The organism is Sorangium sp. So ce1335 (assembly GCF_051521615.1).
Lineage (GTDB): Bacteria > Myxococcota_A > Polyangia > Polyangiales > Polyangiaceae > Sorangium.
The window spans coordinates 8,566,186-8,581,440 of sequence record NZ_CP150363.1 but is presented as its reverse complement, the minus strand read 5'-3'; the positions used below and the strand labels follow the sequence as shown (position 1 = coordinate 8,581,440).

Below are 15,255 nucleotides of genomic sequence, written 5' to 3'. Positions count from 1 at the left end.
ACTGGCATGGGGACGAAGAGGAAGTGGGACCACGCGCGGATCGAGATCTTTCAGAAGGCGCTCCTCGACGCGTTCCCGAGCCGTCCCGCGCTCGAAGAGCTGGTGTGGTACGGTCTCGGCGAGCAGCTCGACACGCTCACGTCCGAGAGGAGCCTGCAGACCGCCGTCTTCGAGCTCCTCAAGTGGGCGAGGGCGCAAGGGAGGCTGGACGCGCTGCTCGAACAGGCCCGCCGAAAGAACCCCGATAACCCGGAGCTCCGCGCCTTCGTCGAGGAGAAGGTCCCCTTCTTGGTGCCCTCCCGTCAGGAGGGACCGCTCCTCGGTCGCGACGACGATCTCGAGCGGCTTCACCACGTCCTGACGACCGGGACCGCTGGCACCCAGCGCGCGGCGCTCGTCGGAATGGGCGGCGTCGGCAAGACGCAGCTCGCCCTCGAATACGCCCACCGTTACCGGAGCGCGTATCCGGGAGGCGTCTACTGGGTGAACGCGGCAGCGCCCCTCGTGGCCGAGCTCGCGAACCTCGCGGAGAGGCTCGATCTCAGCGAGGACGCCGCGTCCGAAGCGGAGCGGCCCGGACGCCGGGTGCGCGCCTTCGAGCAACACCTCGCCGACAACCCCGGCGCGCTGGTGATCTTCGACAACATTGTGGATCCGCTGGCGCTCCGCAAGGCCGCGGCTGGCATCGTCCCCTGGGAGCTGCCTTGCCGGCTGCTCGTCACGACGCAGCGGCAAGACCCCGACGCGGGCTTCGAGACGGTGCCCTTGAAAGAGCTTCGCGAGGACGACGCCGTGCGTCTGCTCCTCTCCAGCCATGCGCGGCGGAGCCTCCTCGAGGGCGAGCGCGCGGAGGAGCGCGGCGTGGCGCGGGCCATCTGCCGCGCGCTGGGCCACCTGCCGCTGGCGATCGCCCTGGCGGCGGCATACCTCGGCAGGTCGCCCGGTCTCCCGCTCTCCGACTACCTCACGCGCTTGTCCAGCGAGGGAGCACTGGTCACGGCGGACGCCTCCAGGACAGCCGCGTTCCGCACCCCCCTCCAGCACGAAGCGATGGTGACGGTCACGCTGCGCGCCCAGTGGAATGCGATCGGGCGCGCCGAGGCCTATGACGTGCTCAAGGCAGCGGCGCTGATCCAGCGCGCGGCGCACGTCTCGTGGGCGACGCTCGCGCACCTCACGGGGCTGTCGAACAAGGCGAAGGTCGGCCACATCGCCGCGCTCGAAGAGGTGCTGAACGAGCTGTTCGCGTGGTCGCTGGCCGAAGAGGTGTCCCACGGGGGGGCACCGGGCGACAGGGCGATCCGGTTGCACCCGCTCGTGCGGGACTTCGCCTTGAGGCAGATCGACGACCTGGAGAGGTTCGCCGCGAGCTGCGCGCGACGGCTCGGCAAGGCGCTCGGGGATATCGGCCGGATCGAGGCGGAGGTCCGAGAGCGGGGGCTCGACGCCGTCCTCGCCGATCTGCGCCTGGGCGAGGCCCTCGCCGCCTCCGATGAGCGGGAGCGTTTCCGGCGGCTGCTGCGCCCGCTGGATCGGGTGGCGCACTGTCTGCGCCGGTGGACGCCCGAGCACGGAGATGGGTTCTTCCTCCAGCAGGTCCGCAACGTCAGCTTCGAGCTGGGCATCGGAGAGGTGCAGGAGCAGGCGGAGGCCGTCCTGCAAGAGCGCGGAGCGATGTGGCTGCGCGAGCGGCTCCGCACCAGCCGCGAGTCCGACGCGCTGGTGCGAACGCTTGCCGGACACACCAGGTCCGTGTGGGCGGTCGCCCTGCTGCCCGACGGTCTATCGGCCATCTCGGCGTCGCACGATGGGACGCTCAAGCAGTGGGACATCTCGAGCGGGTGCGAGCTCCGCACGCTGGCTGGCCACCCCGCGCACGTGAACGGCGTGGCCGTGACGCCTGACGGGCGCCTTGCCGTCTCGGCGTCGGAGGACGCCACGCTCAAGGTGTGGAGCCTCGCCACCGGGCATGAGCTCCGCACCTTGCGCGGCCACACGGGGCCAGTGAAGGACGTGGTGGTAACGCCGGACGGGCGCTTTGCCGTCTCGTCGTCGGAGGACGCCACGCTCAAGGTGTGGGAGCTCGCGACCGGCCGCCTCGTCCACACGCTCTCCGGTCATGCGCAGATCGTCAACGGCTTGGCGGTGACGCGCGACGGACGGCTCGCCGTGTCGGCGTCCGAGGACTGCACGCTCAAGGTGTGGAATCTCGTGACCGGCCGCCTCGTCCACACGCTCTCCGGTCATGTCGACGGCGTCATGGATGTGGCGGTGACGCCGGACGGTCGGCTCGCGGTCTCGGCGTCGGTGGACGGCACGCTCAAGGTGTGGGATCTACGGCTCGGCCGAGAAATTCGCTCTCTCGAGGGGCACAGGAGCTGGGTGAACGGCGTGGCGGTGACGCCGGACGGTCGCTATGCCGTCTCCACGTCGTCGGACAACACGCTGAAGCTCTGGGAGCTGTCGAGCGGCAGCGCGGTCCACACGCTCGAGGGGCACGCCGAGCCCGTGACAGCGGTGGTGGTGACGCCGGACGGTCGTCTTGCGCTGTCCGCGTCCCATGACAACACCCTGAAGGTGTGGGAGCTGTCGCGAGGCCGCGAGGTCCGTGCTCACGACGGGCACGCGGCCGAAGTGTCCGGGATCGCCGTGACGCCCGACGGAAGATGGGCGGTCACCGCGTCGTGGGACTGCACGCTGAAGCTCTGGGAGCTATCGACCCGCAGCCACGTGCGCACCCTGGAGGGCCACGCTGCGCCCGTGATGCGGGTCGCCGTGACGCCCGATGGGCGCCTTGCGATCTCGGCGTCGGAGGACAAGTCGCTCGGCGTCTGGGAGCTCTCCACCGGCCAGCATGGCGCGCTACCCGGCCACACCTGGGGCGTGACCGGGGCGGCGGTCACGCCGGACGGGCGCTTCGCGATCTCGGCGTCGCGCGATCGGTCGCTCAAGATCTGGGAGCTCTCGACCGGCCGTGAGCTGAAGACGCTCACGGGCCACACCGCCGGCGTGAACGCAGCGGCGGTGACGCCCGACGGGCGCCTCGTCATCTCCGCGTCGGAGGACAAGTCGCTCATCGTGTGGAGCCTGTCGAGCGGAGATGCGCTGTTCGAGCTCCTCGGGCACACGGCGAGCGTGACCGCGGTGGCGTCGACGCCGGACGGTCGCTTTGTCATCTCGGCGTCCGAGGACATGACGCTCAGGGTGTGGGACCTCGCGACGCGGCAGGAGGTGAGCACCTTGAGGGGCCACACGGCGATCGTGACCGGCGTGGCCGTGACCCTCGATGGCCGATTGGCGATCTCGACGTCGGAGGACACCACCCTCCGCGTCTGGGATCTCTGCGAGGAGCGCTGCATCGCGCTCGTCGAAGCGCACACGCCCCTCCTCGGCTGCGCGATCACCCCGGACGGCCGCACGTTCCTCGCCGGCGACGGCGCGGGCGGGTTGCACATCCTCGACTGGATCGATCCTGCGGTGGAGCCGCTCGACGGCGGCGACGTGCAGCCCGACTTTGGTCGTGCCGACGAGGAGGAGCGCCGGCCGCGCCCCGCCGTCGCTCCTGCGACGCCGCCGCGACGACCCCCCAGGCCAGCTCCCCTGCGAGATACGTCGCTCAAGGGCGGCGCCGGTGACAAGCTGGCCAAGAGCGGGAAGCGAGCTGCCCGGCCGGGGCGCGAGCTCCCGGACGACGAGCTGCGAGCCCATATCATGGAGGTGCTGCGCAGCGACAGCGATCTCGAGGCGTTTTGCTCCGACCACTTCCCCGGTGTCTATCAACGGTTCACGAACGGGATGGATCGCATCGCGAAGGTCACGTGCCTGCTCACTTGCGGGGAGCGCAGGCTCATCATCGAGGCCTTGCGGAAGCGCCGCCCGAAGAAGTGAACGAGGGCGGCGAGGGGGACGGCCCGGTGCGCCCGAGGGCGGCCGCCCGGGGGCGGGAGGTCTCGAGAGGCGCTCTCGATGACCACGCGACGCTCCCGCGTGATGATCGAGGGGGGGCGGCTCATCGCCCGTCGCCCCGATGGACACTATCTCTTGAGCTTTCGCTCGTCGACGTCGATGCCGCGCTTGAACCGCAGGACGGGCGTTTGTTCTTCACGAAGGTGTGACATCTCGAGCGCGATGCGCGCGAGCTGGAACGCGGCCCCGATCGGCTGTCCGAAGGAGAGGGCTTCGTAGAACGTCTCGGCGAACGTCGCCGCTGCCTCGTCGCCGATCGCCTGGCGCATGCCGACTGCGCAGGCGACATGCCTGACCAGCGCCCCTGCGAGCGGTTCGGTGTCGCACGCGTTGAGCACGACGAGCTGCAAGCGGCGCTTGAGGACGCCGATCAGGCTCACGAGCGCCTTCGCTTCCAGAGGCGCGACGTTTCCGTCGTCATCCTCGAAGAGGAGCCGTGTCCGGCCGGAGCCGTGGCCGGAGAAGTGGAGCACGTGCGGCTCTTCCTCGAGGAGCAGCCGCGGGAGATCGCTGCGCCGGACCGCCCAGCGTGGCACGATCTCGATCTCGTTGACGCGCCGAGGCTTGCCCGCGCGGAGCCGGTCTGTGATCCGCCGTGCCTCGCGGGTGAGGCCGAGCTGGTCCGTCGAGGTCGGGTTGGCGGCGAGATAGAGCAGCTTGATGGGGCCGTCCTCGGCGGGCTTCGCCGCCGCCTTCGGCGACAGTTCGAGGAGCCGCAGATGCTTGGCGAGCGCCCCCGGGTCCGCGTAGTCGAGGAGGATGTTCGTCTTGCGCACCCGGTCCATCCCGTCCGTGAAGCGGCTGCTGGCCTCGGGGAATCGGTCGCCGGCGAAGCTGTCGAGATCGGCGTCGCTGCGAAGAAGCCGCGTGATGCGTGCGCGTAGATCGAGGCGGGTCGGCGGCATCGTGGGCGCGAGCAGCTTACCGCGGTGCCCGCGCCGAGCGCCAGCGCGCGCGGATGACGTCGCCCCGTCGTGACGGACGAGATGCTGGCGCTCTATTTCGAGTTCGAGGCGCGCAGCAAGGTCGGGGCATTGGACGTCTCGGTGATCGCTGGACCGGCGGAGGTGCTGGTGGACGGCGTGTCCGTGGGGACCGGGCCTCTCGAGGACCCGCTGTTCGTGGAGCCGGGGCAGCACGCGCTCGAGGCGCGGCTCGCCCGCGGGACCAGGGGGGCGGTGTTCGGCGTGAAGGCAGGCCAGACGGTCAGCATCACGTTGAACCTCGGGGTCGAGCCCGTGCAGGAATCGGTGACGATCGTCGACAAGGGGTGGCAGGACTGGAGCGGCCTCGCGGCGAAGCCCGGCGGCGGCGTGCCGGAGGGGAACGGCGCGGCGGTGGAGGCGGACGCGACGGCCGCGTCGGTAGTGGCAGCGCCGGCGCGGGGTGCGGGGGCGGGGCGCGAGGGGCAGCCGAATGGCTACCTCGTCGCGGGTGGCGCGGCTGCGGGCGGCGCCGCTGTGGGAACGGGCATGGCGCTGGCGTTCCTGTCGGCGGCGACGGCGAGCGATGCCGATGAGCTGCTGGCCCAATTGGAGGCCGGGGGTGTGCCCTGCGCGAGGCAGCCGCAGGCGGGACGATGTGCCGAGCTGTTGTCGCTACGGAAGGAACAAGACCGCCTGGCGAACACTGCGATGGCGGCGCTGATCGGAGGAGGCGTTCTGCTGGCGGCGACGGCTGCATACACGTTCTGGCCTCGTCCTTCCGCGAGGCCTTCGGTCGCGGTGTGGGCAGCGCCGGTCGCCGCGCCGTACGGCGTCGGGTTTTCGATGGGCCGAGCGTTCTGAGCGCAACTCGGCGCGCCGGCGGGAAGATGTCGTGAGGGCGTGAGTGGCCCGTTGATCAGGCTGCGCGGCGTCTGGCCCCGGCGCCTCGCGTGGACAGGGGGGACGGCGGCTCGCCCTCGAAAGTGCCCACAGCCGCCAGCGGGGCGCTCGCGCGGGCGCCCCGCGGCCGCGCGGCTCAGGCGCGCGCGGGGCGGCTACGCCCCGCCGTTGCCGGGGGGCGCCGCCGGCTGCTCGACGGGCTTCTTGTCCGCCGGCTGCTCGGCGGGCTTCTTGTCTGCCGGCTGCTCGGCCGGCTTCTTGCGCCGGCCGATCGCGAAGAAGTCGACAGCGGGCTTGAGCGAGCGCTCGAGCTTGGCGTCCGCGGCGGCCATTCGCGAGAGCGTCGTGTAGTAGGCCGTCGCGGCCCACCACGCCTCGCTCTGGGCTTGCAGGATGGTGTCGGCGATCCGCTGGGAGAGGTCGTCGAGCGCGGCCTGGAGCGGCTTCATGCGCTCGATCAGGAGCAGATCGGACTTCATCCCGTCGACGCTGATCTTGGGCAGCGCGACGCCGTTCGCCTCGGCCAGGTCCCCGACGAGCTTGGCGATCGGCTCCCCTCCGGTGCGCATCTTCGTTGTGGCCTTGCGCTCGTCGCTTGTGAGCTCGACGGTGAACGCCTTCACCTTGCCCTCGATCGCCGAGAGCTGCTCGACCAGACCCTGGATCACCTTCTCCGACGGTACAACGTTTCCTACCTTGTTCTGCATGTGGATACCTCCCTCCTGAAAGGGGCGACCGTACGGCGACCGGGCGAGCTGGTCAAAGCGTCAGCAAGCTCCTGACGCATACGACGTAAGTCCGCGACAAGTCCTTGATTTTTCGGAGTCGTATGCGCCGTCGTCGAAGTGGTATGCGCCGTCGTCGAAGCGGTATGCGCCGTCGTCGAAGCGGTATGCGCCGTCGTCGAAGCGGTATGCGCCGTCGTCGAAGTGGTATGCGCCGTTGTCGGAGTCGCCTGCGCCGTTGTCGGAGTCGCCTGCGCCGTTGTCGGAGTCGCCTCGGGCGCGGACCCGGAAGACGGACACGCCGGCGGACAGGACCGACACGCCGGCCGAGAGGGCTACGACACCCGCGGAGAACGCTGCGATGGAGGTGAACAGCAGCGAGCGGCAGACGCGGCGGGGTCGAGCGGCGCAGGTGCCGCCGGCGCGCGCGCGCGGCGCGATGCCCCGCGCGATGTGACGCGCGCCGACCCCGCCCTCGGGCTCCCCGGCGGCCTACTCCACGACGCCCCCGTCCACCGCCGGCACGAGCTCGATATCGATCTTCTGCGGAATGAAGTCCTCGCACCTCTCGCGCATGACCGGCGTCAGCGTCTGCTCGAGATCTTCATAGCCGGTCCCCGATATCTCGACCCTTGCCACCCCCGCCGTCCACAGCTCGCAGATGAGCGCCTCCAGCGCCTCGGGAGGGGGCTTTGCGCGGTCGACGGCGCACACGAGGTTGGCCTCGTCGAGCGTCTTCCAGGTGGTCGGGTCGTTCAGGACGAAGGTCGGCTCTTCTCCCGCGCTCCAGGCGACGCGAACCGTCGTGTCCGCCGGGACCGGTCCGCCCGGCGCGCGCACGGTGATCGTGAACATCGCCTCTCGCGGCCCCGTCGGGCAGCCACCCGCGCCGCCGATGCCCGCGCCGCCGGCCCCGCCGCCCCCCGCGCCATCGCAGGCGCCCACGGCGGCGGCGGTCGCGAGCGCTGCCAGGGCGAGCGCCGCGAACGCCGTGAGCGGTACGATTCGACCTGGCGCGAAAGGGGGGCGTGCAACCACAAAGGCGGCAGGATAGGGGCGCGATTCCTGCAAATCCAGTGAGAGCAGGCTTTGTGCAGGGCTGCCTTCCCCGCTGCCCCGCTCCCCCCCGCTGGCCGTACCTGGCTCACCAGGCATCCCTGAGATGCCTCCCCGGCGGTCTTCAGCGCAGCTTCAGCTCCGCCTCAGCGCAGCTTCAGCTCCGCCTCAGCTCAGCTTCAGCTCCGCCTCAGCTCAGGCCTGGGCCTTGAGCTCGGCGATGTCGTTCAGGAGCGTCTGCTCGTGCCCGTCGGGCTTCACCTTCTGGTACGTCTTCCGCAGCACGCCCTGCGGATCGATGACGAACGTCGTCCGGTCCCAGTACAGGTTGCCTTTCCACTCGCTCTGTCCGACGCCGGCGGCCTTGAGGAGCTCGTGCTTCGTGTCGGCGAGCAGATCGATGGTGAACGAGAACTTGTTGCAGAAGCTCTTGTGCGACGCCACGTCGTCCTCGCTGACGCCGACGACGGCGATGTTGGCCTTGTCGAAGTCCTCCTTCGAGGCCGTGAACGACTTGCCCTGGATGGTGCAACCCGGCGTGTCGTCCTTCGGATAGAAGTAGACGACGAGCCATTTGCCCGCGAAGTCCTCGAGCCTCACGGTCTTGCCGTCCTGGTTCGGCAGGGCGAAGCGCGGGAACGGCTTTCCAATCTCAACGCTCATCTTGTCTTTGCCTCTTCTGTGGGCCGGAGGGTGGCTCCTCCCGGCCAGTGACCGGTGATGGGACGGTGCTGCGGCCCGGCGCTGGTGCCGAGCCGCCCAGCGGCGCGGCGACCTCGTCGCCCGCGCCGGATCAGCGCGGGATGAGCCCCCGGAACCAGGCCGCGACCGACGACGACGACTCGTCCTGGTGGAGCGACTCCGGTCCTTCCAGCTCATCGGCCAGCCCCCCGAGCGGCCCGTCGCTGCGCGGCGGCGACGAGGGCTCGTGCTCCTCCCCGTGCAGCAGGCTGGCGCCGTCCAGGGTGGGAAGCAGGCTGAGCCCGCTGCCGCCCGCCGTCGGCTCCTTGGTGAGCGACTTGAACTCGAGGAGCATCATGTCGATGAGCTCGGCGATCTTCTGCGTCCCGTCGACGGCCCGGGCGGGCCCGCCCTTGGCGCGCTCCACGAGCGCGGCGACGTCGTCCTCGCTCACCGGGCGGCCGTAGCGGTAGAGGAAGCGGGTGAGGTCGCGCCCGAGCTCGCGCGCCGTCCGGTAGCGGGCGGCCGGGTCGCGGGCGAGCGCGCGGCGGATGATCTGCTCCAGGTCGCGCGGCACCTCGCCGTTGATCTGCTGGAGCGACGGGATCACCGCGTCGCGCACGAGCCGCACCGTGATGTAGTCCGAGTCGCCGAGGAAGAGCCGGCGCCCGGCGAGCATCTCCCACAGGATGATCCCGAGCGCGAAGATGTCGACGCGCTGGTCGACGCCCTGCTCGAGCACCGTCTCCGGCGCCAGGTAGCCGAACTTGCCCTTGATGATCCCGGCGTCGCTCTCGGCGAGCTGGCTCGACGCCTTCGCGAGCCCGAAGTCCACGATCTTCACCTCGCCGTAGCGGGTGATGAGCACGTTCGCCGGGGTGATGTCGCGGTGCACGATCTGGAGCGGCTTGCCGTCCGCGGTCGCGAGCTCGTGCGCGTAGGCGAGGCCCTGGCACATCTTCGCGGCCATGAAGGCGGCGACCTCGACGCTCATCGGGCGGCCGACCTTCTTCTGGTGCTCGAGGAGGGCGCGCAGGTCGGCGCCGTCCACGTACTCCATGACGATGAAGTAGGTGCCGTCGCCGACCCCGATGTCGAACACCGACACGACGTTCGAGTGCGACAGGTGCGCCGAGAGGCGCGCCTCGTCGAGGAACATCGCGATGAACTGCTCCTTCTTGCTGAGCTGCGGCAAGACGCGCTTGATCGCGACCTGCTTCTTGAACCCCTCGATCCCCGCGCTCTCCGCGACGAAGACCTCCGCCATGCCGCCGGAGGCGAGGCGCTTGATGACCCGGTACCGCTGCTGCTCGGACATGCCCTGCTCGTCGTCTCCCGCCCCGTCCCGTTGGGTCTGCCCAGTCTAGCGGCTCGGGGCGCGCCGCGGATGAAATCCACGCGGCGTCGCGGGCGGCGCCCGCGTCACCGGAACGTCGCGCGCCCCCCGCGTCACCGGGACGTCGCGGGCGCTCCCCGCGTCACCGGGACGTCGCGGGCGCTCCCCGCGTCACCGGAGCGTCGCGGGCGCCCCCCCGCATCACCGGAGCGTCGCGGGCGCCCCCCGCGTCACCGGAACGTCGCGAGCGCCGCGACCGTCGCGAACGAGAGCCCCACGAGCGCCGCGAGCGCGAGCACCGACAGCAGCGGCTCCGCCCGCGCCGCGGCGAGCAGCCGGCCGCGATCTTCCCCGGACAGCGGCGCTCCGGCGGCTCCGTCCTCGCCTGGGCCGCCGGACGCCGCGGCGAGGTGCGCCTCCAGCCGGCGCCGCGCGGCCCGGGACCGCAGCGCGAGCAGCAGCATCTGCGCCGCCGCGGCCGCGCCGAGCACCGCGAGCCCCGCGCGCCGCGCCCGCGACACGCGGGCTCGCTCGCGCGCCTCGGCCGCCGGCAGCCCGTCCGCGAGCAGCGCCACGCGCCGCGGCGGGTCGGGGCGTGCTGCCGGCGCGAGGGGCCAGGCCACGGTGCCGGCGCCCTGCTCGTAGGGGTCGCTCGCGACGACCGCCCAGCCCGCCGCGTCGCGCGCCGGTCCGTCCGGCAGCGCCAGCGTCCCCGAGAAGAAGCCCGCGCCGTCGGGCGCGAGCGGCACGACCGCCCCGAGGAGGCGCCCGCGCGCGCCCCCGATCGACACGTACGCCCGCGGCCGCGGCGCCGGCGACACGAGCCGCAGCGCCGGCCGCTCGCCCCTCAGCCCGCCGGGGTCGAGCCAGATCGCGCCCGGGATCACCGGCAGCCTCCCTTCCCAGGAGCCCTGCGCGCCCGGCACCCCCATCCTCCCGCCCAGCGGCGTCGCGCGCACCGTGAGCTCGACGGCGTGCGACAGCGGTCTGATCGCGAGCTCCGCGGTGCCGTGCGCGCTGGTCGTGACCTCGACCGGCCCGCTGCCCTGCCCGGCGAGGTCCGCGCCGACCGCGCTCGCCTCCACGCTTGCCCCCGCGACGGCCGTCCCGTCCTCGGCCTCGACCACGACGCGCACCCACTCCGGAAACGGCGCGGCCATGGCTCCCCGCGGTGCCATCACCCGGACACGGAGCTCCCCCTGCGCTGCGCCCGGCAGCGCGCCCGCGCGCCCCGCGCCCGGCAGCGCGCTCTCCTCCGCAGGGAAGGACGACGCGAGCGGCACCTGCTCCTCCAGGAGCGCCTCGCCGTCCCGTGCGATCCGCACGACCACCGGATCCTTCAGCCCGTCCGGCGCGCGCAGCAGCGCCTCGCCGATGCCGTCCGTGTCGATCGATCCGGTCCATCCCTCGAGCGGCGCCCCGGCGGACGCGGCGCTCACCTCGATGCTCGGTATCGCCGCCGGGTCATCGGCGCCGTACAGCCGGCGCACCCCTTCGATGCGGAGGGCCAGCGCCTCGCTTCCGACGACGGGTGCTCCCCACACCCTCACGCCGGTGGTCATGCGCTGGGCGCCCGGTCCCAGGAGCACGACGGCGGCGAGCCCGATGCCGAGCGCGGGCAGCACGTAGGTTGCCGCGTCGAGCGTCCGTGCCATCGCCGGCAGCATACCGCTCTGCCCCGGGGTGCGGGCGCGGTGCGCGCCGAGGGCTGCGCGGTGAGCGCCGGGGGGTGCGCGGTGCGCGCCGAGGGCTGCGCGGTGAGCGCCGAGGGGTGCGCGGTGGGCGTCCAGGGCTGCGCGGTGCGCGCCGAGGGGTGCGCGTCCAGGCTGCGCGCTGCGCGTCCAGGCTGGCTGTTCGCGTCGGGCGCTGCCGGTGTCCTCGCTGTGGTGACGCCGACCCCCTTTGCGTCCTGGCGTCTCCTCCGATAGGAAGCCGCCGATGGCAGCCGACAGACCGGTGAAGCGCAAGCGCAGGGGTTCGGGGGCCGCGGGGCAGGGCGGCGATGGCTTCCTGCGGAGTCGGACCGATCCGCGGAGCGAGCGACGTTTCGAGCCGAAGGCTTCGGTCGTGCACGTGCTCACGTGGCTGGGCATGTCCGTCGCGGCGCTCCTCGCGGGGGCGGGTGTCTACGGCCAGTGGTTCCGGGGCGAGGAGGCGGGGGGGCACCCGTACGCTCCGTACCTGCTCCTCCTCGCGGTGCTCCTCGGGGCGGCGGCGGCGCTCTTCGGCCAGTGGTCGATGAAGCCCATCCGTGTCGGCGATGCCGGCGTGGCGATCGAGAACGGCCCTGGCGAGATCGAGCGCATCGGCTGGAACGAGGTCACGCGCCTGCTGTTCACCGAGACCGCGCTCACGGTTCAGGGCAGCGGCACCGCGATCGCCATCCCGCTACGGACGCACCTGCCGGCGGCTGCCCGTGCCCTGGCCGAGGCGAGGTCGCGTGTCCCTGCGCACGTGGCGGACATCAAGGAGGGCGCGTTGCCGCCGCCCGACGACGCAGCCGGCGAGGTGCGTCCGCTCGAGCCGCCCCAGGTCGCCGGTCTTCGTTGCAAGGTGACCGACAAGCTCATCGCCTTCGAGGCCGACGCCCGCCTCTGCGGCCGCTGCGGCGAGCTGTACCACAAGGACGGCGTCCCCCCCCGCTGCGCGACCTGCGAGGCCCCTCTCCGCTGAGCGACGTGCCCGCTTCGGATACGGGCCCATCTCGACGTTTTCGGTGCTCGGCGTACAGGAGTACGCCTCCGCGCCGAAAACGCCGATCTGGGCCCGTCTCCTGTGCGGGCACGCCGCTCAGCAGCGTGCCTGGTCTCCCCGCACCGCCGCCGAGGTCAGATCCCGAAGCGTGCCGCGTTCTCCCGGAGGAAGGCGATGTACACCTCCGACTCCTGGTGCGACGGCACCTCCCCCGCCTCGACCGCCTGCTCGAGCGCCCGCTTGATCTCCCCGACCCGCCGCGACGGCGGCAGCCCGAACGCCTTCATGATGGCGTCCCCGATCCCGCTCGGCAGCGGCGGCACCACGGCGTCCTGCGCCTGCACCTGCAGCACCCGCTCGGCCAGGTCGTTGATCTGCTTGAGCCCCTTCCGCTTCTTCTCGGGCCGCTTCGTCGTGATGTCCGCCCGCGACAGGTCGAGCACGTCCTTCAGGCAGTCGCCCATCTCCTTCGCGAAGCGACGCACCGCGCTGTCGGTCCACGACGGGTCGTACTGGCTCGCCCGCAGGTGGTGCAGGATCAGAAAGCGGATGCTGCCCTTCAGCGCCTCCTCCCTCGCGAAGAGCGGCAGCCGCCGGTCGATCTTGTCGAACATGCGCGCGCCGACCTCCGCGTGACCGAAGAAGTGCACCTCGCCCGTCGGCGAGATCGACCGCGTCCTCGTCTTGCCGATGTCGTGCAGGAGCGCCGCCCACCGGACCTCGAGCCTCGGGACCGCCTGACGCACGACCTGCTTCGTGTGCTTCCAGACGTCCTTGTGGCGCCACTCCCCATCGCCGAACCCGACCATCGCCTCGACCTCGGGCAGCATCGCGGCGAGCGCGCCCGACTCGAGGAGCGCGTCGAGCCCGGCCTCGGCGTCGCTGCTCATCATGATCCGGTCGAGCAGCTTGCGGACATCCGGCAGGTAGAGCCCCGCCGCCGCCTTGAAGTCGGCGGGGCGCCCGGAGATCACCCGCGGCGAGGGGCGTGGCTCGGCGGACGCCTCGGGCTGCGCGGCGTCAGCCCTCTCCGCTCGCTCCGCGGCCCACTCGAGCGCCTCCATGGCCCGCTTCGGGCTCGCTTCCTGGGTGAGAATCTCCTGCACGCTGGCCTTCCACACTTTCGAGGTTACGGGGGTGGGGTCGCCCGTACGGCGCCGGCTCACCGGCCCGACGGGGGTCCGCCGGTTTAGAGCCAGCCGGTTCTCCGCGCAATGGTTCGTGGCGTTCGTCGCTCGGCGCCCGCCGGCTTGCGCGGGTCCGCCGGCGACGGCGCGTCAGGTGCGGAGGAGCCTGCCCACGTGGTCCCTCTCCCAGGCGAGGGCGCGCTCGTAGTCGCGGAAGAGCCGCTCGCGGGCGAGGAACTGGGGCGGATGGAGCATCCGGCGCCCGGTGCCGTGGGTCGCCGGCATCACGTGGTGGAGCATCTCGTGGTAGATGACGTACGAGATGAAGTAGCGGGGGACCCACGGCCGGTCGAGCACCGGGTGGATGCGGATCAGCCGCTCGATCGCGGAGTAGCTCCCCAGCTTGATGGTGCGCCGCGGCTTCCGCGCCTTCGTCCGCTTGCCCCAGGTGATCAGCGCGTCGACCGCGCCGCCGAAGTAAGCGAGGTTGAGCTTCTGGAACAGGCTCAGCAGATCGTGCGTCTCTCCCTGCGTGGAGAGCGGCGTGCTCACCGGCCGGCACGCCCGGATGCGATGGCCGTTCTCGTGGATGTACTGGCCGACGACGAGCGACGCGGCCCGGTCCTGGCTCACCACGTACCGGACGAGCGCATCCTGAACGATCGCCGGCGCGTCCAGGAACATGTGATGGACGCGCGCCTGCAGGATGCCCTCCCGCAGCGACGAGGAGATCATCTGCCGGTAGTTGTCGGTGACCGCGAGCAGGACCGGCCGCTTCTGGGCCAGCTCCAGGCGCCGGATGAGCGCCTGGCGCGCCCCCTCGTGCACGAAGATCTGCGGCTGGCCCGCGGGCAGGTCGATGTCGATCGGGTGGTGCCGCGGATCGGGCACCCGGACGACGGCCCGAGAGACGCGCGGCCACAGGGAAGAGGACGCTGCGCCCTTCCCACCGCTGCGCGACAGACGGCCTGGAGGGGGTTGAGCGAAGGGGAAGGCCATCTGTCCCGCCATCTCAATCCTCCTTATTTGGGCGTATTCTCGGGTGGGATCCTTGTCAAGCGACCGACCGAAATCATCGGAATCATTGGCCTTTGTGGCTATGTAAGCGAGGGACCGGCCGCTCTGGAGAGGTGCGGCGGACGTCTCGACCGTCGCCCGCCCGCGATCCGTATTTCCGCCGTGAATTCATGCACTTGCCTGGACCACCGAGATCCGCCGCGCGCATCCCGCCTCGATCGCGCCACCTTCCGCCTCGGACGCGAGCCCGCCGCTTCATGACACAGCGTACGCGGCGCGCCCGCCTCGTCCGCCGCGCCCGCCTCGCTCGCCTCGCTAGCCGAGCGCCCGGGGGTCGAGGATCCGCTCCACGCGCCACCGGCCCTGGGGGGGCGGGGTCGGTTCGGGCTCGAGGGCGACGATCAGCGCGGTGGTGAAGCTGGAGAGGCGCAGGCTGGGCGCGCCCCGGCCGGACGGCTCGACGAGCGTGCGCACGAGGTGCTCGACGTTCGGCTGGTGCCCGACCAGGAGCGCGTCCGCGCCCTCGCGGGCGAGCGCCGCGACGAGCGCGAGCGGCAGCCCGGCGTCGAGCGCGAGCTCGCCCTCGATCTCGACCTCCGGCGCGCCGCAGATCGGCGCCGCGATCTCGGCGGTCTCGCGGGCGCGCGCGAGGGGGCTCGCGAGCACCCGCGCGAGCGGGGCGCCGCCCCGGACGCGGCGCAGCTCGACCGCGACCCGCTCGACGCGCGCGCGACCCTCGGCGGTGAGCCGCCGGTCGGCGTCGCGTCCGCTCGGCGCCCGGTCCTCCGCCGGGCCGTGCCGCATGACGTAGAGGCGCATGGGCGTCG

The 15,255-nt window shown here is 72.0% G+C and carries 13 protein-coding genes; 3 read left to right on the top strand and 10 right to left on the bottom strand.

Features of this window, described 5'->3' with window-relative positions:
• The first annotated feature begins 6 nt into the window (after positions 1-6).
• Positions 7-3,888 carry an effector-associated domain EAD1-containing protein gene (locus tag WMF24_RS31685; protein WP_437731155.1) on the top strand — a complete coding sequence of 1,294 codons (3,882 nt, stop codon included), beginning with the start codon at positions 7-9 and terminating at the stop codon, positions 3,886-3,888.
• A gap of 146 nt (positions 3,889-4,034) precedes the next feature.
• Here WMF24_RS31685 and WMF24_RS31680 read toward each other — a convergent pair whose 3' ends face one another.
• A complete protein-coding gene (locus tag WMF24_RS31680) occupies positions 4,035-4,871 on the bottom strand; it encodes a CHAT domain-containing protein (RefSeq protein ID WP_437731154.1) in 837 nt (278 codons plus the stop codon).
• Between the two features lie 69 nt (positions 4,872-4,940).
• On the opposite strand from WMF24_RS31680, the gene WMF24_RS31675 reads away from it, so the two are divergent.
• Positions 4,941-5,753, top strand: coding sequence for a hypothetical protein (locus WMF24_RS31675; protein ID WP_437731153.1), 813 nt, complete (start codon positions 4,941-4,943; stop codon positions 5,751-5,753).
• Positions 5,754-5,947: 194 nt separating this feature from the next.
• Here the strand turns inward: WMF24_RS31675 and WMF24_RS31670 are convergent, their stop codons facing one another.
• The 6 genes from WMF24_RS31670 to WMF24_RS31645 all read right to left on the bottom strand — a co-directional run bounded on the left by WMF24_RS31670 (position 5,948) and on the right by WMF24_RS31645 (position 11,245).
• Complete coding sequence (locus WMF24_RS31670; RefSeq protein ID WP_437731152.1) at positions 5,948-6,499, bottom strand: hypothetical protein; 552 nt, start codon at positions 6,497-6,499, stop codon at positions 5,948-5,950.
• A 60-nt stretch (positions 6,500-6,559) separates the two neighbouring features.
• A complete protein-coding gene (locus tag WMF24_RS31665) occupies positions 6,560-6,838 on the bottom strand; it encodes a hypothetical protein (protein WP_437731151.1) in 279 nt (92 codons plus the stop codon).
• Between the two features lie 171 nt (positions 6,839-7,009).
• A complete protein-coding gene (locus tag WMF24_RS31660) occupies positions 7,010-7,555 on the bottom strand; it encodes a hypothetical protein (RefSeq protein WP_437731150.1) in 546 nt (181 codons plus the stop codon).
• Positions 7,556-7,768: 213 nt separating this feature from the next.
• Positions 7,769-8,236: a peroxiredoxin gene (locus WMF24_RS31655; protein WP_437731149.1), complete on the bottom strand. Its 468-nt coding sequence runs from the start codon at positions 8,234-8,236 to the stop codon at positions 7,769-7,771.
• Positions 8,237-8,366: 130 nt separating this feature from the next.
• Positions 8,367-9,572, bottom strand: a complete 1,206-nt coding sequence (locus tag WMF24_RS31650; protein ID WP_437731148.1) for a serine/threonine protein kinase — start codon at positions 9,570-9,572, stop codon at positions 8,367-8,369.
• Positions 9,573-9,820: 248 nt separating this feature from the next.
• Positions 9,821-11,245: a hypothetical protein gene (locus tag WMF24_RS31645; RefSeq protein ID WP_437731147.1), complete on the bottom strand. Its 1,425-nt coding sequence runs from the start codon at positions 11,243-11,245 to the stop codon at positions 9,821-9,823.
• A 283-nt stretch (positions 11,246-11,528) separates the two neighbouring features.
• Here WMF24_RS31645 and WMF24_RS31640 point away from each other — a divergent pair, with 283 nt between their 5' ends.
• Positions 11,529-12,263 carry a hypothetical protein gene (locus WMF24_RS31640; protein ID WP_437731146.1) on the top strand — a complete coding sequence of 245 codons (735 nt, stop codon included), beginning with the start codon at positions 11,529-11,531 and terminating at the stop codon, positions 12,261-12,263.
• Between the two features lie 155 nt (positions 12,264-12,418).
• On the opposite strand, the gene WMF24_RS31635 is transcribed toward WMF24_RS31640, so the two are convergent.
• The 3 genes from WMF24_RS31635 to sixA all read right to left on the bottom strand — a co-directional run bounded on the left by WMF24_RS31635 (position 12,419) and on the right by sixA (position 15,247).
• On the bottom strand, positions 12,419-13,390 hold the full coding sequence (locus WMF24_RS31635) for an HDIG domain-containing metalloprotein (RefSeq protein WP_437731145.1): 972 nt from the start codon (positions 13,388-13,390) through the stop codon (positions 12,419-12,421).
• A gap of 171 nt (positions 13,391-13,561) precedes the next feature.
• Positions 13,562-14,422, bottom strand: coding sequence for a hypothetical protein (locus WMF24_RS31630; RefSeq protein WP_437731144.1), 861 nt, complete (start codon positions 14,420-14,422; stop codon positions 13,562-13,564).
• A 321-nt stretch (positions 14,423-14,743) separates the two neighbouring features.
• On the bottom strand, positions 14,744-15,247 hold the full coding sequence (sixA, locus tag WMF24_RS31625; RefSeq protein ID WP_437731143.1) for a phosphohistidine phosphatase SixA: 504 nt from the start codon (positions 15,245-15,247) through the stop codon (positions 14,744-14,746).
• Positions 15,248-15,255: the final 8 nt, after the last annotated feature.